Source organism: Marisediminicola sp. UYEF4, assembly GCF_040546025.1.
GTDB lineage: Bacteria > Actinomycetota > Actinomycetes > Actinomycetales > Microbacteriaceae > Marisediminicola.
On record NZ_JBEPNA010000026.1, the window covers coordinates 1 to 22,044 of the forward strand.

Sequence of the window (22,044 nt, forward strand, 5' to 3'; positions counted from 1 at the left end):
AAGAAGCCACCCGTTCTCCGGCCCACGATCGTCACCGCGCGACGCCAGAGCCAACGCCGCCCGCCACGTCACCCGATTCCGACCCGCGCACCTAGCCGGCGTTCCGCCACCGTTACCCCAGCGGAACACACGACGGTCGGAACGCGGCATCCGCCGGTCCAGAGTCCTGCCCGAGCGCGTTCCCGACCAGCTGGTGCACCACGGGGTCGTTGGGTGCCTGGTCGTGCTCGATCGGGTCGGCCGGGCAGAGGTCCTGAATGGTGATGTTCGTCACCCGATCGGCCGGTCCGGCGAGGAACTGGCTCTGGTACGGCGTGACGACCTCGTCGAACTTGGTCGAGATGACGGTGTACGACGGGCCGTCCACGAGGTCCCCGATCGAGTTCAACTCGGTGAGGAACGGCGAGCCGGCCTCCTGATCGGCGCACGCCTGGCACACGACATTTGAATCGCCGGTCGCCAGCGGCACCTGTTCCGGCGTGGGCGTGATCAGCCCTTCGGTTCCGTGATTGGACGGTGCGATCCCCACGAGGGCGTCGACCTTGTCGGCCCCGCCGAGGAATCCGAGGTAGTAGCGCGGCATCATCCCGCCCTGGCTGTGTCCGACGATGTCGGCCTTGCCAGCTCCGGATGCCGCGAGAACACGATCGACGAATCCGGAGAGCTCCCGTGCCGAATCGGCGATCGGCCCGGTCGCGTCGATGCCGTTCGTCGTTCCGTAGTTGAGCGCGTAGACGCAGTAGCCCTGAGCCTTGAGGTAGGGCGACAGCGTCGACCAGTTTTTGGCCATGCTCTCGAACGTGCCCGGCACGAGGATCACGGGATCGGGGTGGGCGGCGGTCGGCACGCAGCTCCAGTCGTTCGCGCCGGGGGGCGAGAGTTCCTCGGGCGGCGCGGCCGTGGTGACCGTGGCATCCGCATCGACCGACGCGGCGACAGTTCCCGAACCGGACCACACGCCCGCGTCTGCTGTGGCGCCTGTGGAAACGTCACCCGTCGCAGAAACTGTGGTCGCGGCATCCGCTTGGGCCGGAGCCGTTGTGACAGCCAGCCCGACGGCCAACACGCCGACCGCCGTCAACACGGCCAAAGGCTCGCGAAAAGAGAAAGTGAACAGAGACATGGTGGATACCTTCCGTGTCGGCGACCCGCGGGGCCGCCAGCATTCCGCGATTGCGGAACGGTCGATCCGATCTTGCAGTTCGCGATGAACGCTCTGGCGGGCGTGGCATGTGGGGGAACCCACCGCCGGACGCACCTGTGCGCCTACGCCGCCTGAGCGCGGGATCCAGGTTCCGTGGGATCGCCGCTGCCGTACAAGCGAACCTAGGGGCTTCGGTCAGGGCAGGACGAGACTCGCCCGACATTGTCAGGGTCGTGCAGCGATCGACGCCTCCATTCGAGCTTCTTCATGCCGCACAGGTACGAACCCGGGGCCTGACCGTACGCTGGGATCGCCCGGCACCAGAAGTCCTGAGGAGAAACCATTCTTAAACCATCTCGATCACGCGGCCCGGCGATGCCGTCGGATCTCGCCATTTCGCGCGCTGCGGCCCGTCGTCCGCTTCAGGAGGTTGCAGCCGACATGGGCATCGGTCCACACCTGCTGGAACCCTACGGACGTGCGGCGTCGAAGATCTCCCTCGACGCGATCGATGAACTCCGCGACCGTCCGCGGGCCAAGTATGTCGTCGTCACCGCAATCACGCCGACTCCACTCGGGTCGGGCAAGACGACCACCGCGATCGGGCTCGGTCAGGGTTTCCGGCACATCGACAAGCTCGGGATCGTCGCGATACGGCAGCCGTCGATGGGGCCGGTGTTCGGCATCAAGGGTGGAGCCGCTGGTGGCGGCTACGCTCAGGTCACCCCGATGGAGGCACTCAACCTGCACCTGACCGGCGACATGCACGCCGTTACCGCGGCCCACAATCTACTGTCGGCAATGATCGGCAACCACATCCACAAGGGAAACCATCTCGGGCTCGACCCCCAGGAGATCACCTGGCGGCGTGTCCTCGACGTCAACGACCGCGAGCTGCGCAACATCATCACCGGGCTCGGTGGTGCTGACGACGGCAATCCGCTTCAGACCGGTTTCGACATCACCGCAGCCAGCGAGGTGATGGCGGTGTTGTCGCTGTGCACGTCACTGCGGGATCTCCGTCAACGGATGGGAAGAATCGTCGTCGGCTACAACCGCGGCGGCGAACCGGTGACGGCCGAGATGCTCAAAGTGGCCGGCGCCATGACGGTGATACTCACGGATGCCATCAAGCCGAACCTGATGCAGACGGTAGAGCAGACACCGGTACTCGTCCACGCCGGTCCGTTCGGGAACATCGCCACCGGCAACTCCTCGGTCGTCGCCGACCTGATCGGCATCCATGCTGGCGACTACCTCATCACCGAGGCGGGGTTCGGTGCCGACATCGGCGCGGAAAAGTTCTTCAACATCAAGTGCCGTGCCTCCGGGCTGACGCCGGATGCTGCCGTCATCGTCGCGACTGTGCGTGACCTCAAAACTCACTCGAACAAGTACCGGGTCGTCGCCGGCCGACCGCTGCCACCGGAGATGCTCGCCGAGAATCCCGACGACGTGATCGCCGGGGCGGCGAACCTGCGCCAGCAGATCGCCAACATCCGCCGGCACGGGGTTACGCCGGTCATTGCCGTGAACGCATTTCCCACCGACCATGACAGTGAGCATCGGGCGATCATGGACGTCGCGGCAGAGGAGGGTGTGCGCGTGGCAATCAGCTACCACTTCACCGAAGGCGGCACGGGTGCGGTCGAGCTGGCCGAGGCGGTTGCGGAGGCATGCTCTGAACCGTCGAGCTACCACCGGCTCTATCCCGACGAACTTCCCCTGGTGGACAAGATCGATGTAATCGCGCGCGAGATGTACGGCGCCGACGGCCTGGACGTCTCGCCTCTCGCCGCTCGGCAACTCGACAAGTACCAGCGGGCCGGCTTCGGCAACCTGCCGGTGTGCATCGCCAAGACCCACCTGTCCCTGTCGGCCGACCCCCGCATCAAGGGAGCACCCACCGGGTGGCGACTGCCGGTGCGTGAGGTCCGTGCGTCGATTGGAGCCGGGTTCATCTATCCCATCTGCGGTGACATGCGCACCATGCCCGGTCTCTCATCCGCGCCGGCGGCCGAACGCATCGACATCGACGACAATGGCGAGATCGTCGGGTTGTCCTGAGCGGTGAATCCGGGGCGCGAGGCCGCCTTCGGAGGTCGGGTGGAGGGTACGCAGCAGCGGTGACGAAGAGAGCGTCCACACGACCCGGGGCGAGACAGAGAGCGAATTGTGAACGATGTCTCGAGACATCTACCTCCGACTGCACTCGACCGTGTCCGGTCCTCCGGGAGCGATTTCGGTGGGAAAAAGGGTGGCCTTCGAAGACTCATTCCGTGACGATCGGGCGGTCGAACGCGCGTAGACGACGAATACGCAACTGCGTTACGTTTCTTTCGAATAGGAGTGAGTATGGGCACCCCGTTGAACCAGCAGACATACGTCGGCGACGACGCCGCCGGAGTAGCCAGAGTCCACGATTTCCTCGCGGCGCATGAAGCGGCCGGGCGAGAAGCTCCCACTCCGCAGTACTTTCTGGCCGGAGCCACACCCCGCGATCAAGTTCAGATCCCCGAAGAGATCCACCAGATCCTTCTCCAAGTAATCGAGTCGATGAAGCGCGGACTGCCCGTGAGCATCGCACCCCGGTCAAAGACGTTGACGACCCAGCAGGCCGCTGACCTCCTGGGCATCAGCCGCCCGACTCTCGTCAAGCTCCTGGACGATGGCCGGATTCCGTTCGAACGCGTCGGAACGCATCGTCGAGTACTTCTGGTCGACCTTATGGACTACCGAGAACGCCGGCGCGACGAGCAATACGACGCACTTGAGGAGATGCGCTCGTCGCTGGGTGACGAGACTCCAGTGGATGAAGTGCTTCACCAAGTGCGCGAGACCCGGCGGGCTCGTGCGGCCAAGCGGCGCGAGGAAGCTGGGGCACGGCCAGACCGAGCCGGTGTTCGTCGCCCTCCTCGATAGCTGCGTCCTATGGCCCAGTGCGCTTCGGGGCTTCTTGCTCTCCCTCGCGATAGAGCAGTTGTACCGGCCAGCGTGGAGCGGCGAGATCCTGGCCGAGGTCGAAGACAACGAAGCCGCAAAGCTCACACGCAAGCCTCCCCACCTCGCCCCGGGCGACGCACGGGATCGCGCCGCGCGCCTTGTCTCGGCAATGCGCACCGCATTCCCACGCGGCAGGGTCGAGAAGGAGGACCAGATCGTCCGAGGCGCACGGGATGCGGTGCGGGAGGCCGGGTGGTCCGCGCCCCCGTCTACAGTCGGGCGTCGGCGCTACTCGGCGTCGGGGTGCCCGATCGAGCGAGGCTCGAGGCCAAGCAGCCGCGTGTGCTGCGCGATCTCCGAGAGCGACGCGACCCACACCCCCGGCGTGCCTGCGACCTCGCCCATGAGCTCGCCGAGCTGGCGTGCGCGGCCGGGGCGACCGGAGAGGAACGGATGATTCGTGAGCACCCAGCATCCGCCGACCGCCGCCAGTCCCTCGAACTCGGCCGTCCACAGCTCGCGCGCCTTCGCCGGTGTCTCGATGAGCCCGCTTCCGGTGATGTCCGGCAGGTAGCAGTACTGTTCCCAGTCGTCGAGGGCCCACTGGATGGGGATTTCAACAATGGATTCCGCGGAGCCGGGCGTGATGCTCAGTTCGTACGGAACATCCGCGTCCATGAGGCTCGAGTCGTAGAGGAACCCGCGCTCCGCGAGAAGCGCTGGCGTCTGCCAGGACAGGTCCCACATCGGGGCGCGGTAGCCCTGAGGGCGCACTCCGGCGACGTCCTGCAGCACCTCGAGACCGCGATCCAGGGCCTCGATCTGCTGCTCGACGCTCAACGCAGTCGGCTGCTCGTGCAGGTACCCGTGGTGGGCGACCTCGTGCCCCGCCGCGACAATGTCCCGCACGGTCTGCGGATAGCGGTGGGCAGTGTATCCGGGCACGAAGAATGTCGATCGGATCTGATGGTGGTCGAGCAGATCGAGGATGCGGGGGACGCCGACGAGTGGCCCGTATGCCTGATGGCTCATCACGCTCATCCGTGCCGCGTTCTCCGGAGCGTTCCAGAGCACTGCGGACTCCGCGTCGACGTCGAAGGTGAAGGCGGCCGCGGAGGTGAAACCGGTCGGCCAGTCGATGGCGCTCGCGGCGGTCATCGCGCGGATTGTGCTGCCATGATGCTCACCAGTTCGTAGGCGACGTTCGCGGCGGCGACCGCCGTGATGCCCGCGTGGTCGTAGGCGGGGCTGACCTCTACGATATCGGCGGAGACGATCCTGGTCTCGCGCAGTCCGCGGAGCACCTCGAGCAGCTCGCGGCTGGTCATCCCTCCCGCCTCCGGTGTTCCGGTCGCCGGGGCGAAGCCGGGGTCGAGCACGTCGATGTCGATGGAGACGTAGAGCGGGGCGTCGCCGATCCGGTCGAGGATTCGTTCGAGGATGCCGTCGGTTCCGATCTTGTCGAAGTCGCGGCAGTGCACGATGGTGAAGCCGAGCTTTTCGTCGTCGACGAGGTCTTTTGGGTCGTACAGGGATCCGCGGATGCCGACGTGCGCGGAGCGGTCTTTGCGCAGCAGCCCCTCCTCGGAAGCACGACGAAAGGGGGTGCCGTGCGTGTAGGGCGCGTTGAAGTAGGTGTCCCACGTGTCGAGGTGTGCGTCGAAGTGCACGAGCGCGACGGGACCGTGCTCGGCGTTGACGGCGCGCAGAGCGGGAAGCGCGAGAGTGTGGTCGCCGCCGAGGGTGACGACCGGTCGTCCATTCGTCATCAGTTCGGCGAGTCCCGCCTCGATCTCCCCCAGCGCAACCGGGATGTCGAATGGGTTGCAGGCGATGTCGCCTGCGTCGACTACCTGCGCGATCTCGAAGGGAAGCGTGTCAAGGGCAGGGTTGTACGGGCGAAGGAGCCTCGATGCCTCGCGAATGGCGGAGGGGCCGAACCGGGCACCGGGGCGGAACGTGACTCCGGAGTCGAACGGAACACCGACCACCGCGACATCCCAGTCGGCGACATCCTCACGGCGAGGCAATCGGGCGAACGTGGTCAGCCCGGCGTAGCGGGGCGAGGCCTGCCCGTCGACCTGGCCGACAGGTGCGGCACGCGAGGTGGCGGGTTCTTCGTCGTTCATGAGTTCCTTCGTTTCTGGACGATCATGCGCGCCCGCGGGTCGAGCCGCCGTTGATTTGCAGAACTTGGCCGACCATGGCCGAGATTCGGAAATCGCACAGAAATGCGACGGCGGCGGCGATCTCGTCCGCGCTCCCGAGGCGGCCCAGGGGGATGCTCGTGCTGTACACCGCGTGCATCTGCTCGATCGAGATTCCTTCGGCTCGCGCGTCGACGGCGAGTTGCGGGGTGTCAGTGACTCCCGGGGCGATCGCGTTCACGATAATTTGCTCCGGTGCCAGTTCGCGGCCGAGGGTCTTCACGAGGGAGATGGCCCCGGCCTTTGATGCCGAGTACGCGCTCGCCTCGGGCCATCCGGTCACACCCCATTCGCTCGACACGACCACGATCCGGCCCTCGCCCTTGCTGCGCATCCCGGGCAGGACCGCCTGGATGAGGTGGAGTGTCCCGCCCAGGTTGGTGTCGATGATCTTCCACCAGTCGGCGAGGTCTGCCTCCAGGAACGGGCCCATCGTCATGTAGGCGTGGTTCGCCACGAGGATGTCGACCGCACCCGCCGCGTCAGTGGCTCGGCTCACGACGTCGGCGGTCTGCCCCGGATCGGACACGTCTCCCGGGACCGCAATCCCGCCGATCTCCACCGCGAGCGCGGACAGCGCCTCGGATGGTTCGCGATCGTTCACAGCGACGAAGGCGCCGTCGCCGGCAAGGCGCCGGGCGACGGAGGCACCGATGCCCTGTGCCGCTCCGGAGACGAGCGCGACTTTTCCGGTGAGCGTGGATGTCGCCATCAGATCACGGCTCCCGAGTTCGGATTGAGTGTCTCCCCGACGCAGAAGGAGCCTTCGTCGACGAGGAAGGCGACGCACAGCGCGACTTCCTCTGGGCTCGCGAGCCGCCCGATCGGCAGAGTGCTGAGGTAACCGGAGTCCCGCCACGGGGAGTCCGCGGCGAGCAGCGGTGTGTCTGTCGGGCCGGGGGCGACAGCATTGACCCGCACCCCGTGTGGCGCCATTTCCACGGCGAGGCTGCGCATGAGTCCGAGAAGCGCGCCCTTCGCCGCCGAATAATGCGCGTCGCCCGGTCCCCCGCCCCCGACCGCGAGCTCGCTGCCGATGGCCACGATCGAGCCGCCGCCGCTCGCGAGCATCTGTGGCAGCACCGACCTCGAGAGGTGGAGGAACCCGCCGAGGTGCACCGCGAGCATCCGCCGCCACTGGGCGCCCGTGATGTCGGCGACGGGGGCCATCTCGTAGTAGCCGGCGGCGGACACCGCGGCAGACACCACTCCAAGCTCGGTTTCCACCGAGCGGATAGCGGCCCCGACCCGCTCGGGGTCGGCCATGTCCACCTCGATCGACAGCGAGCAGGCGGGCGACGGATGCAGGTCGAGGCCGGCCACAATCCAACCGCGCAGCATGAGCTCGGCGGAAACCGCCGCGCCGATGCCGCTGCCGGAGCCCGTCACCACCGCGACCCGAGTGAGATCAGTCATCGGCGCTGCGTCTCTGGCACCGGCGGCTCATCGTGCATCCGGTAGTCCACCCCGACGACGTTCGGGATGGCGTGCCGCACCGACCAGTACACGGCGACACCGACGATTCCGATCACGGCGGTGCCGATGATGATCGACCAATCGAGGTAGACCTGCTCGTACACGGCGCGCGGCCAGGCGATGTTGATGAGCTGCAGCGTTGCCCAGATCAGTGCCACGACCGCGACGGGTGCCGTGGCTCGACCGAGACTGAACACGCCGGGCTTCCACTTTCCTCGGGCCAGCACGACTACGAAGCCGAGGAGCGGGAACAGGAATGACAGGTAGAAACCCCCGGCCGTGAAGTTGACCATGAGGGTGTAGATATCGGTTGCGACGTTGCTCAGGAGGAACAGCACCGTTCCAATGACCGTCGTGACGATCAGTGCCCCGACGGGCTGACGCTGCTTCCGGCTCAGCCTCGCGAGCACTGTCGCGGCCGGCAGTGCCCCGTCGCGGGCTGCAGCCCAGATGAGTCGGGATGCGGACGTCTGCAGCGCGAGGAAGCTCGCGAGAAAGCCAATCACGAAGAGGATCTCCAGGGGCACGGCGATTCCCGCGCCGAGTTGAGTGGTCAATGTCTCGTACACCGGGTCGCCCACCTCCCCGCTCCGGACCGCGTCGAGGTCGGGAATGGCGAGGATGATCGAGAGGCTGGTGAACATCACGATGACCGCGATGAATGAGATCGAGAACAGGATCGCCTTCGGAAGGTTCGTGCGCGGCTCCTTGACCTCCTCCGCGATCGATCCGGCGCTCTCGAAGCCGACGAAGGAGAACCCGATAAAGGCGAGCGCAACGAGGAATGGGCCGCTGATGGCGAGGTAGTCGACCTCGCCTCCGGCACCTGCTCCCCCGTCGAAGAGAACGCTGAAGTCGTTGACGCGGTGGAAGATGATCAGCCACAAACCGAGGCCGACGGAGCCGATGACCTCGGCGACGATGCTCGCGATCATGAAGACCTTCAGCACGGTCTGACCGGCAAGGTTGACCGCGGTTCCGAGCAACAGGACGACGAAGGCGATCCAGGCGCGGTCGGTGCCGGACGGGCTCTCGATCCCCGCGATATTCGCAATGAATCCGGCAGCGCCGAGCGCCACGGTTGCCATGGCGATGACGAGGGTCCAGATATAGGCCCAGCCTGCGAACCAGCCGAAGGCGCGCCCGAACAATCGTGAGGACCACTGGTAGATCGATCCCTCGATTGGCCAGCGTGACACGAGCATGGCGAACACCAGTGCCACGAGCAGCTGGCCGGCGAAGACGATCAGGAATCCCCACCAGAATGACGGGCCAGCGGTTGTCAGCGCGAGTCCGAAGATTCCGTAGAGGGCGACGATCGGGGAGATGAACGCGAACGCGAACGCGAATGAGGAGACGAACTTGAAGTCGCGCCTGAGCACGTGTCCTTCTTCGGCGATCGGCTGGTCAGCGACACGGCTCACGGGGGCCTCCTTTGGCTAGGGCTCATTATTCGCTCGCACATGGGATGCCGCAGCTGCCGTCGGCGCTTATTGGAGAAAGATCCCGCAGCCGGATCGCTGTTTGTAGTAACCTACAACGAAAAATGGTGGTCGCGTGTAGAGGCTTGTCGTGAATGCGCAACGAAGGTGGGGTACTCCATTGTGAATCCGTCAATCCCGGGACTTCCGCTCGGCCTGCTGGCCGCTGTGCCGACCCTCGGCATGCGCATCATTGTCGGCGGGTCCGGCGACCTCGATCGATCGGTCTCCTGGGCACACTCGACGGAAATGGTCGATCCACGGCCGCACCTCAGGGGCGACGAGCTCGTCTGCACGGTTGGCGCCAATCTCGTCGACTCACAGAGCTGCGCGCGATTCGTCGAGGCCGTGCGCGCATCCGGATCGGCGGGAATCTGCCTCGGGCTCGGTGAGGTGCACACCCAGGCACCCCCCGCACTCGTCCGCGCGTGCAAGCGGATGTCTGTCGCTCTCTTCGAAATGTCCCACGGGGTGCCGTTCCTCGCGCTGAACGATGTACTCGTCGATGCGCGGTTGCGCGCGCAGACCAGCCACAGCATTCGCGACGGTGCTGTCATGACGCGCCTGCTCGAGAGCCTTCGCGCGGGCGACTCGATCCGGGGGATGCTCGACGCCACCGCGGAGATGCTGGGTGGATCCCTGATCTATCAAGCGCCGGGAGAGTCGGTCGACACGAGCGGATCGCATGGTGCCGCTGAGTCGTCGGGCGAGGCGATCGAAGTGCGCCTGAGCGACGACGAATGGCTGCGCTGGCACCACCCTGACCCGGCGCCTGACCCGGAAATACTCGCTCAGGTAGGGCGGGTCATGCAGATAGCCCGACGCGAGCGCGAGGGCCGCGAGGGCGAGCGGCGTCAACGCGTCGGCCAGCTTGTCAGCCTGATCGTCGACGGCCTCGCGCATCACGCGGCACTGGTTCCGGAGATTGAACGGGCCGGTCTCGCCGGATCGCGGCTGACCGTGTCCGCGTGGCCGGCATCGACCGCCCGACTCGTTGCCGCGCACCTTCCCGAGGCGCTCGTGGCCGACACCGCCGAGGTGGTCTTCGTCCTCACCTCTGGCGCGAGCATCGTGCACAGCACCGCTCGAGATCTCAGCCTTGTGTGCGGGTACAGCAGCCCGGTCGCAGTTTCGGAGATCGCGCGGGGCATCGCCGAAGCGCGTGCGACGCTCCTGCTCGCGCGAAAAAGGGGATCGGTCGCCGGTCCCGACAGCCTCACGAGCCTGAGCGCTCTACTCGAACAGCAGCCCCGCGCGCGCTTGCTCCCGTTCGTGGACCAGCTGATTCGGCCATTGGCAAGCCCGGAACTTCGCGGCGGATCGGACCTCCTCGCGACCCTGCGATCATTTCTGAATCACGGCGGCTCCCTGCAGGCAACAGCCGACGCCGAGTTCCTGCACGTGAATACGGTGCGCCACCGCCTCGGCAGGGTTTCCCAGGTGATCGGGCGGAACCCGCTTGATCCGTCGGATCGAGTGGACTTCGGAATCGCGATCTGGGCCCACGACAAATCGCTGGGTCGCTGACGGACATCCTCCGCGATGATGAGCGGCAGGGCGAGGTGCACCCGGTCGACGTGCACGAACGGCCAAAGCGCGTGCGCCCCGCGTCGCCATAGCCGCAGCATCCGTTCGCTTGTCCTGAACGGCACCACAGGTCCCCGAGTTCATCGGATGCCTTTCGCTGCGACAATTTGCGAAAAACGTCGGCCTTGTGCACGGCTTCAGCGCCGGTCTTCTCGCACTTCACGATAAATGCCGCCTCATCCGTCGAAGCATGGAAGGTCTTGCCCGCGAACTCAAATTCGGTCGTCTTATTCCCGATTACGCCCCCCTGAGACCTCCCCTGGGACGTCGCCGAACTCACCCGGTCGCCTGCGCTGAAGCCTGGCATCCTCGAAGCATACGGACGGAGCCGATGTGGGCCAGAGGGGTGGGCTGCGCTGGCGACGACTCATGGAGGCACGCAAGTCGGCTCTCGATGCGAACAAACGCCTCCAACGCCGACGTCACTACTCTCAAAGGTGCCAGCTACCGACTCCGCAACCGCGGCATCGATAGTCTCCCCAGCATCAGAACCCAAGAACCGGCAAACTAGAACCACAACCGGTGGCCTTGAATTCCCCCGTCACATTGGCCTCAGATTCGAACGTCGTCGACACCCCCCAGCGCGGCCGAGGCGGCTAGTGTCATGGCAGAAAGGTAGCCGACCATAGGTAAGGGATCGTCCACTTGTGGAGGCTTTCGCCGTGCGACGCAGCTTCAGCACATGCGGTTGCCCTGAGTGATGGCTATCGACGCCGGCACCGCTTGTAACTGTTTCTCGTGGCACTCTCCCGTGAGACACGCCAGCTTACGGAAGATGCCGACGACGTCTCGAGCACCGGATATTTGAGGGATCGACTGACGTATCCGCGACATCAGATTCGCCGGCGGATTGCGAATCAAGCAATACCACCGCTTGGCCGCCGCCGTCCGACGGTGCCGGTCCTCGGCGGGCACAAAAACACATCCGCCCTCCCGAAGGAGGGCAGATGTGTAGGCGACGGTTTCTCTCAGGCTCGAAGCGGCACCCACATAAGTGAAGCCAGCTGACTCGCAGCTGGGCGCGCGTTCCTCACGGGACAGTTCGCGCAATTTGCGTGGACTGCCCGATCAGTGGCTTTGCGTCGTCAGCTGACTGGTGGCCAGCGAGACTCCGGCCTCCGCTGCGATCGCTTTGATCAGGGCCGACGCGTTCTCCTCTGACCACCCGGCATCGACTGCAGCATCGACATACTTGCCTGCGGCGGTGACTCCGGGCACAGCGACACCGAGCCCGGATGCAAAGTCCTGGATGAGACGGCTGTCCTTCTGCATCAGCTTGAGTGCGAACGAGGGCGAGTAGTCGTCGGCGAGGACCGAGGGCCCGACGCCGTCGAAGATGGGCGAACGGAAGTCTGTGACCTTGAGTACGCCGAGCACCTTGTGGAGGTCGAGACCGGCGCGGGCAGCCAGCGTGAGCGACTCGCCGAGGGCGAGGAGCTGCGATGCGACAACCAGGTTGCCCACGAGCTTCATCCGGACGCCCGATCCGCCGGGGCCCATCAGGTGAACGGTCTCGCTGATCGGCTCCAGCACGCTCAAAGCCTCGTTGTATGTATCCTCGTCTCCCCCGACGACGATCCACAGGCCGCCGTTATCGGCCTCGCCGCGCGAGCCGAAGACGGGAGCATCGAGGAAGCGAACGCCTTTCGACTCGAGCGCTTCGCGCTCGACCGCGCTCGCCTCGGGGCTGATAGTCGAGAGGTCGATCACGATGGGGCTGCCGTCGATGACGGCGGCAAGGCCTTCCTCGCCGAGGGCGACGGACTGCACTGCCGCGTCGTCGCTGAGGCAGTACATCACGACGGCTGCGCCCGTCACCGCACCGGCGATGGTCGGCGCCGACGTTGCCCCCGCAGCGACGGCTGCTTCGACGGGTGCCTCTGAGCGGTTCCAGACGGTGACGTCGTGGCCTGCCGCGATCAGGTTCTTCACCATGCCGAGACCCATGGTCCCGAGTCCAAGGAATGCGATTTGCGTCATTCTGTGTGCCCTCCTGTTTGAGACGAGGCCAGCGGCGCATTCGCCGAGGCCCACGACTGCAGGAACCTCAGGAACGCAGTTGCGCCGGGGTCCTGCAGGCCGATGCTGCGTTCCTGCAGCCACGACGCCCGGCCGCGGCGGGACTGCAGTTCCTTGGAGGCGATGACGCCGCTCTCGGCGGCGCTGATGGCGGAGTCGAGCGCGTTTGCGCCGGGCCCCGCTTCGAGCAGTGCCTCGGCGGCGGGGAACATCGCGTCAAGGATCGTCTTGTCACCGACCTGGGATTTGCCTCGCTGGCTGATTGACTCGGCTGCTGCGAGCGCGAACCGTCCGACCTGATCGCCCGTTATGGATGCCGTGTCACCCCACACCCGCGAACCCGCGAGAAGTGCGCCGGCCACCAAAGCAGCCATGGTCGATGGGTTCGCGTTCGCGAACGCCTTGGCACAGGCCAGCACGACCTGGGTCGGTGTGGCGTCCTCCGGCAGGGCTTCCAGCGCCTCGACGGCTGCGGCTGCTCCCAGCGAGACAGTGATTCCCAAGTCCCCGTCGCCAAGGGCTTGGTCAAGATCGCCAAGTTCTTCCGAGTAGGTGGTGAATTCGCCGAGGCAATTGCGAATCGCGATGCTGAGTTCGTTTCCATTCATGACTTGCTCACGCTTCCTTGAAGAACGGCGATTCGGCCGGCGCGTTGAGCAGGGCAAGCCGCTCGTCGTTCAGCGCCAGCAGAGAGATGGATGCTCCGGCCATTTCCAGACTCGTCGCGTATTCCCCGACATAGATCTTGTCGATTGTGATTTTCTGTTCGGTGAGCAGCTGGTGCACACGCCGGAACAGGAGGTAGAGCTCTTCGAGCGGCGTCGCGCCCATACCGTTCACGAGCACGGCAACGCGATCCCCCGCGCCGACACCGAGGTCGGCCAGAAGGCGTTCGGTGATGCGTTCCGCGATCCGGTCCGCCGTCTCCAAGGCGCCGCGATGGAACCCGGGTTCACCGTGGATGCCGATCCCCACCTCCATCTCGCCGTCGTCGAGTTCGAAGCTCGGCTTGCCGGTTGTGGGCAGGATCGTCGGGGAAAGACCGATTCCCATCGTGGCGGTGTTGTCGATGATGTCTTCGGCCACGGCAGCCACCTGCTCGAGCGAGTCGCCGCGCTCTGCGGCGGCGCCGGCTGCCTTGAAGGCGAACATGATTCCGGCGACACCACGGCGGTCCGCGGAACGTTCCTTGGGCTGGCTTGCCACATCGTCTCGGCCGACGGCGGTCATCGTGGCGATGCCTTCAAGCTCAGCCAGGTCGGCTGCGAGATCGAAGTTGAACACGTCGCCGCCGTAGTTGCCGTACAGGTAGAGGACGCCCGCGCCTCCGCTGACCGCTTTGGTCGCTTCCAGAACCTGAGCCGACGATGGGGAGGAGAAGACGTTCCCAATGGCCACACCGTCGCACAGGCCCCGTCCGACGTAGCCCTTGAACAGCGGAAGGTGTCCGGACCCGCCGCCCGTGATGATCCCGACTTTGCCCGTCACCGGAGCGTCGGCACGCACCAGCACACGCCGATCATCCGCTGGGGTCTTCAGGAGGTCGGGATGGGCCAGCAGAATGCCTTCGACGAACTCGTCAACGAAAGCGTTTGGCTCGTTAATGATCTTCTTCATAGTTCTTGGTCCTTTATTCAGATCAGGTTCAGTGGATAGCGGGCTCGGTAGATGGGGCCTCGGAGGCCGGTTGTGATTCGACCTTCTTCGGCCGTGTGGTGCGCGTGGACGAAACCGAATCGAGAATCATCACTGCGATCAGGATCACGCCCTGGGCGATCGCGTACTCGTAGGACGAGAGTCGGATGGCGGTGAACCCGCTGGAGACGACCTGCAGGGTGAGGGTCGCGAGGACGACGCCGGCGACCGACGCGAACCCGCCGGCGGGTTTCGTGCCTCCGAGGACGGCGATGACAATCACCAGGAGGACATAGGAGGATCCGTAGTCAGCCGACGCCGTGGGGTTTCGGGCGAGAAAGAGCACGCCGGCGAGACCGGCGAGCATCCCACCCACGATGTAGGTCTTCATGAGTACCGCGCGGCGCGGAATAGCCGAGTATTGCGCCGCCACGGGATTGGCCCCCTCGAGTTGGATCATCCGACCGAGGGCCGTGCGATTGATGAGCATGGCGACGAGGGCAGCAACGGCCAAGAAGATGATGAAGAGCAGAGGGACATTTGCTGCGGCCGCTTGGCCGATCGCGCCAAGCATCGCCGGTGCGCCGTAAAGCGTCGTGCCGCCCGTCCATACGATGGCGATCCCGTTGTAGATCTGCATGGTGGCGAGGGTCGCGAGGATCGGTGTGATTCCCACCACGCTCACCAGGAACCCGTTGATCGCGCCGCCGATCATTCCGACCGCGATCCCGACCAGAATGATCACGATTGCGAGGTTGTTTGCCAGGTCCGGATCGTTCGTGGCTATCGCCGTGTGGAGGGTCGAGATGGTGATGGCGGAGAAGTTCGCGATCGCCACCAGCGACAGGTCGATTCCGCCGGTGAGCATGACGACCATCATCCCGATAGCGATGATGCCGATTTCCGGCGCAGCGACCGCGATGTTCTGGAGGTTAATCGGGCTGAGAAAGACTCTGGGGTTGAGGATGGAGAACAGCGAAATCGCCAGAAGTAGCGCAACCACCATCCGACCTGAACCACGGTTGGTGCCGGAACGTCGCACGAACCGGTCGGTCCAGCTCCCGAGCTGGTCGTTGAATTGGCGCAGCGAATTCGTGTTCGTGCGGGGCGCCTCGTTGCGCGCCTGTGAGTCGGGGCTCATAGTCCCACCTTCTGTTCGTCTTTGTGCGCCGTGTCGAGGTCGTCGATCACACGCATCCGCCGGGAGTCTCTCCGTGCCGCAATCGCCTGAATACCGACGCCGACGACGAGCAGCACGCCGACCGCGGTGCGCAGCCAGGCGCTGGGGACACCCACCAGCAAGAGGCTGTTCTTGATTACCTGCACGAGAAGCACGCCAAGCACGGTGCCGATTACGGAACCGCGCCCGCCGAAGATCGATGCGCCTCCCAGCACTACTGCCGCGATGATGTCGAGTTCGGTGCCGACCAGGTCGCGAGGGTTCGCACTTCGACTGAGCACGATGTGGATGACGCCAGCGATCGAAGCGAGTGCTCCCACCAGCACGTAGACCGACACCTGATTGCGCTTCACCTGGAACCCGGCACGCCGCGCCGCCTCCAGGTCGCCGCCCATGGCGTAGAGGGACCGTCCGAACATAGTGCGCTTCAGCACCCAGGCGACGAGCACGCACAGAATCAGTACCGGCACCACCAACACGTGCAGGTAGGCGCGCCCCGCAGTTGTCGTGACGTCGAGCAGGTTGGTGGTGGCCAGGGCAGCCATCGACCCTGGGAGCTCTGCGTAGTAGCTGGCCCCGACGTAGGTGTACATCGCGCCGAAAAAGATGCCCTGCGTGCCGAGCGTCACGATGAGCGTGGGCAGGTTGAATCGGGCGATGACTATGCCGTTGATCAGCCCGAGGGCGGCGCCCACGCCGATCGCGATCGCGAAGATCCCGATCAGTCCGGGGTCATAGCCGGAAGTCAGGCAGAAGGAGACTGTGGCGTATCCGGCGAAGATTGCAATGGCCGCAAAGGAAACGTCGATCCCGCCCGTGATTACCACGATCAGAACGCCGAGGGCGAAGATCACGGGAACGATCGCGCTTCGCAGAATAGAGAACCCAGTGTTGAGGGAGAAGAAGGTCGGATTGGCGATGGACATCCCTACGATCAGCGCGAGCAGCACAAGGGCGAGGACGCCCTCGTTGTTCGAGCCTCGCAGCTTGCGCAGAGCCGCCATCACGCCGACATCCGCTCTTGAATCGTGTCCACTGTGATCTGATCTCCCTCGAGGGTGTGGGTTAGGCGTCCCTGTCTAATGACAAGCACACGGTGGCACGAGGCAACGAGTTCGGGTGCGTCGTCCGAGATGACGATCACGGACATGCCCTTGGCAGCCTCCACGCGGAGCAGTTCGAGGATCTCTTCCTTCGAGCCGATGTCGACGCCCACGGTTGGGCCGTTGAGCATGAGCACGGTCGGTGTGGTGGCCAGCCACTTCGCAAGAACCACGCGCTGCGCGTTTCCACCCGAGAGCGTGCGAACTGGTGCTTGCGCGTTGGGGGCGTTGATCTTGAGGCCCTCGAAGTACTGCTTGATTGTGGCGGCGATGCCGGCACGGCTCAAGGTGCCCCACCTACTGCGGTGCGAATCGAGTGAGGAGGCAACGATGTTGTCTGCGATCGATTTGTCCAGGAACAGCCCTTGGGACAGGCGGTCCTCAGGAACATATCCGATGCCCGCGGAGACGGCGTCCTGAATGGTGCGGATCTTCACCATGTCGCCTGCGACGCGGATCTCGCCTTCGTCGGCTGGGGTGACGCCGAACAGCGACTCCGCGATCTCGGTGCGGCCCGATCCTAGAAGACCGGTCACACCGAGAATCTCACCGCGGCGCAGGCCGAAGGAGATGTCCCGATAGGCGCCGGCGAGTGAGAGGTTCTTGACCTCGAGAGCCAGCGGCGCGGACAGGTCGAGGTCGCTCACCGTTCGTGACTCGTTGACCTCGCGACCTGTCATATGACGGGAGATCGATCGTGGATCGAAATCGGACGTCGGCCCGCTCACAACCTGCCGACCGGATCGCATGATGGTGAGTCGCTGGGAGATTGCCAGCACCTCTTCGAGCTTGTGGGAGACAAACATCAGTGCGACTCCGCGAGCACGAAGGCGCTCGACGAGGGCGAACAGCCGGCTGACTTCGGAATGGGTGAGGGCTGTTGTTGGTTCGTCCATGATAATGGCGCGCGCATCGTTGACCAGCGCGCGGCAAATCGCGGTGAGCTGCTTGTCGGCAACCGAGATGTCGCCGACCTCGCGATCGAGATCGAGATCGAGATCGAGTTCCTTGAGGATCGCCTCGGCCTTGGGCCGAATGGAGGCGGGGGAATAGAGCCGCCGTCCGGTCGCCACCTCCGCCGTCAGCACGATATTCTCGGCAACCGTGAGGTTGGGAAAGAGCGAGAAGTCCTGGTAGATGACCTGAATTCCACTCTGGATGGCTGCGTGGGCGTTCATGTGGGTGTGCGAGACGCCGTCGATGACAATCTCTCCCGAGTCGGGCCGCTCTGCACCGGAGATAATCTTGATGAGAGTCGATTTGCCGCATCCGTTTTCACCCGCGAGACAGTGCACTTCGCCCGGGATCAGCTCGATGGACACGTCACTGAGAGCGGGTACGCCCCCGAAGCTCTTGGAGATTCCGTGTGCCGAAACGAATGCTACTGGCTGCTGGGAATTGATCGTGGAAGTAATTGGATTGCCTTTCCAACTTGGGCATTGGGGCGCGCACCCATCGGATGCGCGCCCCAACCCAGTCTTGATTGACTAGAAGTCGTACTCGGCGGCCGCCTCGGCGTCGGCAGCTACCGAAGCTTCTCCGACGAAGACGTTGTCGTAACCCTCAAGCTTCTTGAGCGAGTTGTACCCCTCGACACCGAGGTCAGTGCCTTCCTCGATGGTGCCGCCGTCCGCCAGAATCTGCGCGATGGCGAGCATTGCCTCACCGGCCATGGCCGGGTCCCAAAAGAAAATCTTGTCAATGGATCCGTCTGCAAGGTACTGATTTGCGACCGAGGGGATGGAGGTGCCCATCACACAGACCTGATCTTCAAGGCCGGCTTCCTGCACCGCACGCGCGATACCAGGGACGTCGTTGCCTGCAGAACCCTGGAATCCGGCGATGTTCGGGTACTTGGCCAGTACCTCTTTCGCGCGCTCGTAAGCGGTCCCCTGGTCGTCAGTGCTCTCGATCGGAGTCTCGACGCGCGTCATGTCCGGGAAGTTCTCGGTCTGGTTCTCGAACGCCGCTCCGACCCACTCCATGTGCGTCTTCGCGGTCAACCCGCCAACGAACTGGACGTATTCACCCTTTCCGCCCATGCAATCCGCGAGGTTGTCCATGATCTCGGAACCGTAGGACGGGTTGTCGAATGCCTCAATGTCGATGTCCACGTTCTCGATGCCGGTTGCCTCGTGGGACACAACGATGATTCCCTGGTCCCGCGCCTGCTTGAGCACTGAGGTGAGCGCCTCCGGCGAGTTGGGCACGACGGTGATCGCCGTCGGCTTCTGGGCGATGAGGTCCTGAACGATCTGCACCTGCTTCTCGGGGCTGACGTCGTCTGCGCCCTCCTGGCGGGCATCGATACCAGTTCGTTCCGCGAACGCCTGAACACCGACCTCCATCCGCTGGAACCACGGAATGGTCTGCGCCTTGACGACCGTCACCATCACCTTCTCCTCGGACGACGTCTCGCCGCCGCTGGGCTCGCTTCCGACCGAGCCAACTGACGTGCAGCCGACGAGGGCGAGAGACGCCCCGACGAGAAGCGCGGTGCCCCGGAGGGTTTGCTTACGATTCATTCCGTTTACTCCTTTGTGAACGATTCATTGCTGGTAGGAACTCTTGATGCAGCACGCGTGCAGTTGCGCGCTCTGGGTTGAAAATATCTTCGAACCGCACAACTTGTCAAGCGAAAGCGCGCAGATATCTGCGCATTAGTGCGCAACCGTGTCAGGAGCGATCATCGAGTAATCCCCACCGACCCGGTTCCATGACCAAAGGTCGACACTCCACCTTGCAAGACCGGTCAACTGAGTCCGCCAAGGTCCACGCATCCGCAAACACGCACAGGCATGCCGTGCGCACTTTCGCGCAGACGCACTACAATCGGTTCAGCGACGAGGCTAGCCTCCACAGGCAGCAGTTCAGACAAGGCAAAGGAGCTGGCCAGGTGTCACGACAGGCGGAGATCGTCGAGGTACTCAAGGACGATGGCTTCCGGTCAGTCAACGATCTCGCCGCGCGATTCGCCGTGACCACATCGACGATCCGGCGTGATCTTGAGCGTCTCGAGGCGATGGATCTGGTCCAGCGAACTCACGGCGGCGCGATCCCGATTCGGCAATCTGATACTCCTCACCAGTTCAAGGAAGAGCTGCATCTCGCCGAGAAGTCCGCAATCGGCAAAGCAATGGCGGAGCGCATTCTTGACGGCCAAACGGTGCTGCTCGACGGAGGCACCACGACCCTCGAGGTGGCGCGTCACCTGACTCGGCGCCGTCTCACTGTGGTGACCAACGATCTGCGCGTTGCCATGGAGATTGCCCAGCGGCGTTCCGCGCACCTCGTGTTTATCGGCGGTGAGCTGCTCCCCGACATTTACACGACGTGGGGGCCGGCGTCAGTGCTTCAACTGGAGAATCTGCGAGTTGACGTTGCAGTTTTCGGGGCGGATACCGTCTGCGACGACGGCCTCTATCACACGAGCAGCTACGAGGTTGAGCTCAAAAGGCTGATGCGTTCCATCGCGAAGGAGGCTTTCTTCGTAGCGGACAGTTCAAAGTTCGGCCGAGAGGCGCTTTTCAAGGTCCTCGAGGTCGATGATTTCACCGCCGGGATCACTGACGATCTTCTGGACCCGATTCGCGCGTCGCAATTTCCCATTCCGATTATTCAGGTGGGCGCGGAGCGATAATCGCACTGCCTGGGCCACCAAGGTGCTCAGACGCTGCCATCGGCGTGCGCCTTCGGTTGTAAGGGAAAACGAGGCGGTTCGAAAGCGCGGCTCCGCTTCGAGTCCGCGAATTCTTGAAAGCCCGGGACGTGCGTTGCCCGAAAGCCCGAAGTGGGCGCCAAGGCACTTAGGGCCAACGTCGCCGGAAATCGGACTGACCGCTGCCTTCGGGCGGCGAGCTGACGCCGAAAACACGAAACGCTCCTGAGTTGCCTCAGGAGCGTTTCGTTTTGTGGCTGTCCTCTCAGTAACTTAGAACAGCCCTCGCCCAACTCGCCCTGGTCTATCCCGAGCGAATCAACCACCACCTATAAGAAAACCCGGACGCTTACACAAAAAACTTGACAGGCCCAAACGAACCTCGAGCGCTTCTACCGAAAGGCGATCCGCTTTCTCGACGAAGTGCAGCATATCCGCGTCATTCGGAGAAAGGCTCGCCTCGACTCTGGCCTCCCAGTGAGGTTCATTTGCGTCTACGCTTCAGCGCTTACCTGCCCAGGCGACCCAATCGCGAAACGACTCCCGCACCACGAGCATGTCGCCAGAGAGCTGCTGGGCGTCAAGCGCATCCACCATCCTTTGGGCGGAGAACGAATCCCCGAATAGGGGCATGTAGTCCTCATAGCGTCCCACGAGGGGGTCGGAAAGCTCCGGATCTCGTCGGATTTCCTCCACCACACCCGCGACCTGATCGTCTGGAAGGCGCACGAACTCCCAGATGGACGAGTCGCCAAGGCACCACGGATGCACCCCCACCGGGAACTTCTCACCGGTGGGGCTGGCCTCCATGATTGATATATCCTCCGCCAGCTCGCGGCCGAGACTCCGGAAGGTTGCTGCCCTTTCATCTGCTGAATTGGCGAACGCCGATAGTGCTCCACTCAGCTCTAGCAACACCCCCTTCGACATCAGAATGAGAAAATCGGAGGACGGAGTGAGCCCTATCGCTATCCCTCCCGGCGCCACGCAGGCCAACCACTCATCCACGGTGTCATCGTCCCATCGTGATCGCCCCGGGACCGCGTCCCTGACCACGACGTACCAAAGCCCCGCAAATTCGTTCGATTCAATCTCCAAGTCTCCTCAACCCCCTGGTATACGTCCCTAGGCGCGTTTCCTTGCGATTCAAGCCAGCTTGTTTCGCCCGCAGAACGTCGGCAATCTCTTCTTCCGGACGCGGCGCAATGGTCTGGTCGACCTCGAGCTCTGGGAGGGACAGCTCATCCGGTCCAGGAATGCGCTCCTGCGGGGAGTGCCCGTTAAGGAGAGACACAGCGAAATCCTTCGGTCGACAACACCCACAGCGTAGAGGATTCTGTCGCTGCCCAGCGAAGAATCGCCATCGAAAACAGGGGCATGAAGCACATCCCGGTCAGGCCATACCCAAGGCTATGTTCTTAGAGTTGGGTATGGCCGTTCCCTGGAGCGCGGCCCAAGGAGGCGGCTGGGATTCGGTGCCGAGGTTGATACCCATGGCTAAAACCCTCGGATGCCACCTGTTGCCTCATGTCAATACCTCCGCGAAGTTTGATTCATTGCCTCGGATGAAAACCTCCGCGGAGCTCACCGGGTGTGGGCCTGGTTCACGAC

General features: G+C 64.1%; 19 protein-coding genes and 1 pseudogene. 4 read left to right on the forward strand and 16 right to left on the reverse strand.

What is annotated here, in order from left to right; all coding sequences use genetic code 11:
* Positions 1-112: 112 nt before the first annotated feature.
* Positions 113-1,123, reverse strand: a complete 1,011-nt coding sequence (locus ABIB15_RS14590; RefSeq protein ID WP_354480191.1) for an esterase/lipase family protein — start codon at positions 1,121-1,123, stop codon at positions 113-115.
* 396 nt (positions 1,124-1,519) lie between these two features.
* Here ABIB15_RS14590 and ABIB15_RS14595 point away from each other — a divergent pair, with 396 nt between their 5' ends.
* Positions 1,520-3,211, forward strand: a complete 1,692-nt coding sequence (locus ABIB15_RS14595; RefSeq protein WP_354480193.1) for a formate--tetrahydrofolate ligase — start codon at positions 1,520-1,522, stop codon at positions 3,209-3,211.
* 261 nt (positions 3,212-3,472) lie between these two features.
* Here ABIB15_RS14595 and ABIB15_RS14600 read toward each other — a convergent pair whose 3' ends face one another.
* The gene (locus ABIB15_RS14600) at positions 3,473-3,688 is read right to left on the reverse strand and encodes a hypothetical protein (protein ID WP_354480235.1); all 216 of its coding nucleotides are present in this window, start codon (positions 3,686-3,688) and stop codon (positions 3,473-3,475) included.
* Between the two features lie 12 nt (positions 3,689-3,700).
* Between ABIB15_RS14600 and ABIB15_RS14605 the strand changes: the two genes are divergently transcribed.
* Complete coding sequence (locus ABIB15_RS14605; protein WP_354480233.1) at positions 3,701-4,066, forward strand: helix-turn-helix domain-containing protein; 366 nt, start codon at positions 3,701-3,703, stop codon at positions 4,064-4,066.
* A gap of 309 nt (positions 4,067-4,375) precedes the next feature.
* Here the strand turns inward: ABIB15_RS14605 and ABIB15_RS14610 are convergent, their stop codons facing one another.
* The 5 genes from ABIB15_RS14610 to ABIB15_RS14630 are packed head-to-tail and all read right to left on the reverse strand — an operon-like array spanning position 4,376 to position 9,194.
* Positions 4,376-5,245 (reverse strand): polysaccharide deacetylase family protein, encoded by an 870-nt coding sequence (locus tag ABIB15_RS14610; RefSeq protein WP_354480196.1) that lies wholly within the window; start codon positions 5,243-5,245, stop codon positions 4,376-4,378.
* On the reverse strand, positions 5,242-6,216 hold the full coding sequence (gene speB / locus ABIB15_RS14615) for an agmatinase (protein ID WP_354480199.1): 975 nt from the start codon (positions 6,214-6,216) through the stop codon (positions 5,242-5,244). The genes ABIB15_RS14610 and speB overlap by 4 nt, the downstream gene beginning before the upstream one ends.
* A 22-nt stretch (positions 6,217-6,238) precedes the next feature.
* Positions 6,239-7,006 carry an SDR family NAD(P)-dependent oxidoreductase gene (locus ABIB15_RS14620; RefSeq protein WP_354480202.1) on the reverse strand — a complete coding sequence of 256 codons (768 nt, stop codon included), beginning with the start codon at positions 7,004-7,006 and terminating at the stop codon, positions 6,239-6,241.
* A complete protein-coding gene (locus tag ABIB15_RS14625) occupies positions 7,006-7,710 on the reverse strand; it encodes an SDR family NAD(P)-dependent oxidoreductase (RefSeq protein ID WP_354480205.1) in 705 nt (234 codons plus the stop codon). Before ABIB15_RS14625 ends, ABIB15_RS14620 begins: the two co-directional genes overlap by 1 nt.
* On the reverse strand, positions 7,707-9,194 hold the full coding sequence (locus ABIB15_RS14630; RefSeq protein WP_354480208.1) for an APC family permease: 1,488 nt from the start codon (positions 9,192-9,194) through the stop codon (positions 7,707-7,709). The genes ABIB15_RS14625 and ABIB15_RS14630 overlap by 4 nt, the downstream gene beginning before the upstream one ends.
* Positions 9,195-9,374: 180 nt before the next feature.
* Here ABIB15_RS14630 and ABIB15_RS14635 point away from each other — a divergent pair, with 180 nt between their 5' ends.
* A complete protein-coding gene (locus ABIB15_RS14635; RefSeq protein WP_354480211.1) occupies positions 9,375-10,778 on the forward strand; it encodes a PucR family transcriptional regulator in 1,404 nt (467 codons plus the stop codon).
* A 193-nt stretch (positions 10,779-10,971) separates the two neighbouring features.
* On the opposite strand, the pseudogene ABIB15_RS14640 reads toward ABIB15_RS14635, so the two are convergent.
* From ABIB15_RS14640 to ABIB15_RS14675, 8 genes and pseudogenes are all read right to left on the reverse strand, one after another.
* A pseudogene (locus ABIB15_RS14640) lies at positions 10,972-11,145 on the reverse strand (hypervirulence associated TUDOR domain-containing protein); the annotation flags it as partial.
* Between the two features lie 761 nt (positions 11,146-11,906).
* A complete protein-coding gene (locus ABIB15_RS14645; RefSeq protein ID WP_354480214.1) occupies positions 11,907-12,818 on the reverse strand; it encodes an NAD(P)-dependent oxidoreductase in 912 nt (303 codons plus the stop codon).
* On the reverse strand, positions 12,815-13,465 hold the full coding sequence (locus tag ABIB15_RS14650) for a DAK2 domain-containing protein (protein WP_354480217.1): 651 nt from the start codon (positions 13,463-13,465) through the stop codon (positions 12,815-12,817). Before ABIB15_RS14650 ends, ABIB15_RS14645 begins: the two co-directional genes overlap by 4 nt.
* Positions 13,466-13,472: 7 nt before the next feature.
* Complete coding sequence (locus ABIB15_RS14655) at positions 13,473-14,474, reverse strand: dihydroxyacetone kinase subunit DhaK (RefSeq protein ID WP_354480220.1); 1,002 nt, start codon at positions 14,472-14,474, stop codon at positions 13,473-13,475.
* A gap of 28 nt (positions 14,475-14,502) precedes the next feature.
* Positions 14,503-15,633, reverse strand: a complete 1,131-nt coding sequence (locus ABIB15_RS14660) for an ABC transporter permease (protein WP_354480222.1) — start codon at positions 15,631-15,633, stop codon at positions 14,503-14,505.
* The gene (locus tag ABIB15_RS14665) at positions 15,630-16,676 is read right to left on the reverse strand and encodes an ABC transporter permease (RefSeq protein ID WP_354480234.1); all 1,047 of its coding nucleotides are present in this window, start codon (positions 16,674-16,676) and stop codon (positions 15,630-15,632) included. The genes ABIB15_RS14660 and ABIB15_RS14665 overlap by 4 nt, the downstream gene beginning before the upstream one ends.
* Positions 16,676-18,247 (reverse strand): sugar ABC transporter ATP-binding protein, encoded by a 1,572-nt coding sequence (locus ABIB15_RS14670; RefSeq protein WP_354480225.1) that lies wholly within the window; start codon positions 18,245-18,247, stop codon positions 16,676-16,678. Before ABIB15_RS14670 ends, ABIB15_RS14665 begins: the two co-directional genes overlap by 1 nt.
* A gap of 15 nt (positions 18,248-18,262) precedes the next feature.
* Positions 18,263-19,300, reverse strand: a complete 1,038-nt coding sequence (locus tag ABIB15_RS14675) for an autoinducer 2 ABC transporter substrate-binding protein (RefSeq protein ID WP_354480227.1) — start codon at positions 19,298-19,300, stop codon at positions 18,263-18,265.
* A gap of 371 nt (positions 19,301-19,671) precedes the next feature.
* On the opposite strand from ABIB15_RS14675, the gene ABIB15_RS14680 reads away from it, so the two are divergent.
* Positions 19,672-20,415: a DeoR/GlpR family DNA-binding transcription regulator gene (locus ABIB15_RS14680; protein ID WP_354480229.1), complete on the forward strand. Its 744-nt coding sequence runs from the start codon at positions 19,672-19,674 to the stop codon at positions 20,413-20,415.
* Positions 20,416-20,934: 519 nt separating this feature from the next.
* Here ABIB15_RS14680 and ABIB15_RS14685 read toward each other — a convergent pair.
* Complete coding sequence (locus ABIB15_RS14685) at positions 20,935-21,441, reverse strand: hypothetical protein (RefSeq protein WP_354480230.1); 507 nt, start codon at positions 21,439-21,441, stop codon at positions 20,935-20,937.
* Positions 21,442-22,044: the final 603 nt, after the last annotated feature.

Coding starts and splice junctions, on each gene's coding strand:
- ABIB15_RS14595 (WP_354480193.1), top strand. CDS start 1,520: ATGCCGTCGGATCTCGCCATTTCGCGCGCTGCGGCCCGTCGTCCGCTT.
- ABIB15_RS14605 (WP_354480233.1), top strand. CDS start 3,701: ATGAAGCGCGGACTGCCCGTGAGCATCGCACCCCGGTCAAAGACGTTG.
- ABIB15_RS14660 (WP_354480222.1), bottom strand. CDS start 15,633: ATGAGCCCCGACTCACAGGCGCGCAACGAGGCGCCCCGCACGAACACG.
- ABIB15_RS14625 (WP_354480205.1), bottom strand. CDS start 7,710: ATGACTGATCTCACTCGGGTCGCGGTGGTGACGGGCTCCGGCAGCGGC.
- ABIB15_RS14655 (WP_354480220.1), bottom strand. CDS start 14,474: ATGAAGAAGATCATTAACGAGCCAAACGCTTTCGTTGACGAGTTCGTC.
- ABIB15_RS14665 (WP_354480234.1), bottom strand. CDS start 16,676: ATGGCGGCTCTGCGCAAGCTGCGAGGCTCGAACAACGAGGGCGTCCTC.
- ABIB15_RS14610 (WP_354480196.1), bottom strand. CDS start 5,245: ATGACCGCCGCGAGCGCCATCGACTGGCCGACCGGTTTCACCTCCGCG.
- speB (WP_354480199.1), bottom strand. CDS start 6,216: ATGAACGACGAAGAACCCGCCACCTCGCGTGCCGCACCTGTCGGCCAG.
- ABIB15_RS14650 (WP_354480217.1), bottom strand. CDS start 13,465: ATGAATGGAAACGAACTCAGCATCGCGATTCGCAATTGCCTCGGCGAA.
- ABIB15_RS14590 (WP_354480191.1), bottom strand. CDS start 1,123: ATGTCTCTGTTCACTTTCTCTTTTCGCGAGCCTTTGGCCGTGTTGACG.
- ABIB15_RS14620 (WP_354480202.1), bottom strand. CDS start 7,006: ATGGCGACATCCACGCTCACCGGAAAAGTCGCGCTCGTCTCCGGAGCG.
- ABIB15_RS14675 (WP_354480227.1), bottom strand. CDS start 19,300: ATGAATCGTAAGCAAACCCTCCGGGGCACCGCGCTTCTCGTCGGGGCG.
- ABIB15_RS14645 (WP_354480214.1), bottom strand. CDS start 12,818: ATGACGCAAATCGCATTCCTTGGACTCGGGACCATGGGTCTCGGCATG.